The organism is Actinomadura rubrisoli, from assembly GCF_004349215.1.
In the GTDB taxonomy this organism is placed as follows: domain Bacteria; phylum Actinomycetota; class Actinomycetes; order Streptosporangiales; family Streptosporangiaceae; genus Spirillospora; species Spirillospora rubrisoli.
In genome coordinates this window covers 1-1,914 of record NZ_SMKU01000654.1, presented here as the reverse complement: position 1 = coordinate 1,914, position 1,914 = coordinate 1, and the positions used below count along the sequence as shown (strand labels likewise).

Here is a 1,914-nt window from a genome sequence, read left to right as displayed (position 1 = left end):
GACAAGAACAACGCCACCGCGTCGGTCTTGAACTCCTCCGGATAGTGCTTCAGCGCCATCAAAGACACCTCCTTCCCTGGATCCATGATCCAGGCCTCGAGATGTCCACACTTCAGGGGGAAGGCCCCACACGAGCAGGCGACCGCCGCCCCGTCGATGAAGCATCAAACGGCACCGACCCGACCACTGAATAGAGTGCTTGCATGACTACAGTTCGTGATCCGGAGGACTTCTCGCCTGCCTTGCGGGCCGCGATGGTGACAGAGCTGCGCGCCCTGAGGGCGATCACCTCCGAGCGTGTCGCTCGGGCGGTCGGTACGGTGCCGCGGCACCGGTTCGTGCCCGGCCAGCCGCTGGAGGCGGCTTACGCCGCCGACCAGGCCGTGGTCATCAAACGCGACGGTGGCGGCGCGGCCCTCAGCTCGCTGTCATCGGCGCACATCCAGTCGGTCATGCTGGAGCAGGCCGAGATCAGTGCGGGCATGCGGGTGCTGGAGATCGGCAGTGGCGGCTACAACGCCGCTCTGATCGCCGAGCTGGTCGGCCCTGACGGTGAGGTCGTCTCCATCGACATCGACCCCGAGATCACCGCACGTGCCCGCGCCTGCCTGGAGGCGACCGGCTACGAGCGTGTCCAGATCGTGCTGGGCGACGCCGAGCACGGCGTGCCCGGCCACGACGTCTTCGACCGGATCATCGTCACGTGCGGAAGCTGGGACGTTCCCTCGGCGTGGCGGTGGCAGTTGGCCACCGGTGACCGGCTGATCGTCCCGCTGCGGCTGAAGGGGATCACCCGCTCGATCGCGTTCGAGGCCGACGGCGATGACCTGGTCAGCGTCTCCTACCAGCTGTCGGGTTTCGTGCCGATGCAGGGCGCCGGGGAGCACCACGAGCGCGTCGTCGCCATCGGCGAGGGCGAGAGCTGGGGACTGCGCGTGGACGACGGCGCACCCGGTGGACGTCGCTGCGCTGCGGGCCGCGCTGGAGTCCCCGCGGCTTGAGCGCGGGTCGGGGGCGGTATTCGACCTGCCCGATGAACTGCAGTTGTTCCTGTTGTCCAGCGGCCCGCAGATGGTGATGCTGCACGCCCGCCAAACGCTGATCGAGCAGGGTGTCTTCGACGCGTCGGCGGGCCAGGGCGTGCCCGCCCTGGTCCGCGGCGGCTCCTTCGCCTACCGCGTCAAGCGCCGCAACCCAGAGATGGGCGACTTCGAGTCCGGCGCGGTCGCCCACGGGCCCGCCGCCGAGCAGGTCTCTGAGGAGTACGTGGAGCTGCTGCGCCGCTGGGCGCACGACCATCGCCGTCCAGGCGCTGCCACCATCCGCTACATCCCCGCCGATTCTGACCGCGCCGAGCCGGCCACCCCGCTCATCTCCAAGCGGCACGGCGCAGTTGCGATCACTTGGAGTTAGACCACCGGGCTCTGACGGCCAGGCGCTCGGGAAACCTCGTCAAGGAGGCTTCATGTCCCCCGAATCGACAGCACATCCGCCACCCATCTCGGCCACCCGAACCAGCACCGGGCTGACCGTCAGCGCCGTTCTGGACGACAACGAGTACCCCACCAGCCGCACGTTCACCAAGGACGAACGCGAGGCCATCCAGCAGCGTGTCCAGCGCGACGACTTCCACGGCGAGTGGAACTACACCATCGCCCCCTAAGACCCCAGCACGGCGCCACTAGCTGAACCGGAACAGGCGAAGTGGCCCCGATCTCGGCCGAGGCCACCTATCTGCTCACTCATCCAGCTGTCCTGAGCCACCGCAACACCGTCACACTCACCCTGGCCGCCCGGCTACTTGGCAGAGACCGCAACACCCTCAGCTACCACGCTCCCCGAACCATGCCCCTGCTGGCCTTCGCCACCCCCGATCTCGCCGCAACCCTCACCCGGCCCCGTCGGCGGACCCAC

The 1,914-nt window shown here is 68.3% G+C and carries 2 protein-coding genes and 1 pseudogene; all 3 read left to right on the top strand.

The features are described from left to right. Nucleotides 1-203: 203 nt before the first annotated feature. Nucleotides 204-1,001: a methyltransferase, FxLD system gene (fxlM, locus tag E1298_RS46545; protein WP_207945279.1), complete on the top strand. Its 798-nt coding sequence runs from the start codon at nucleotides 204-206 to the stop codon at nucleotides 999-1,001. Further along, nucleotides 955-1,413 (top strand): class I SAM-dependent methyltransferase, encoded by a 459-nt coding sequence (locus E1298_RS50015; protein WP_207945278.1) that lies wholly within the window; start codon nucleotides 955-957, stop codon nucleotides 1,411-1,413. The genes fxlM and E1298_RS50015 overlap by 47 nt, the downstream gene beginning before the upstream one ends. Before the next feature lie 85 nt (nucleotides 1,414-1,498). Continuing rightward, nucleotides 1,499-1,914 (top strand): annotated as a pseudogene (locus E1298_RS52090) (ISAzo13-like element transposase-related protein); the annotation flags it as partial.

What these genes read in the sequence shown, in the direction of transcription:
- fxlM (WP_207945279.1), top strand. Translation starts at nt 204, where the DNA reads ATGACTACAGTTCGTGATCCGGAGGACTTCTCGCCTGCCTTGCGGGCC.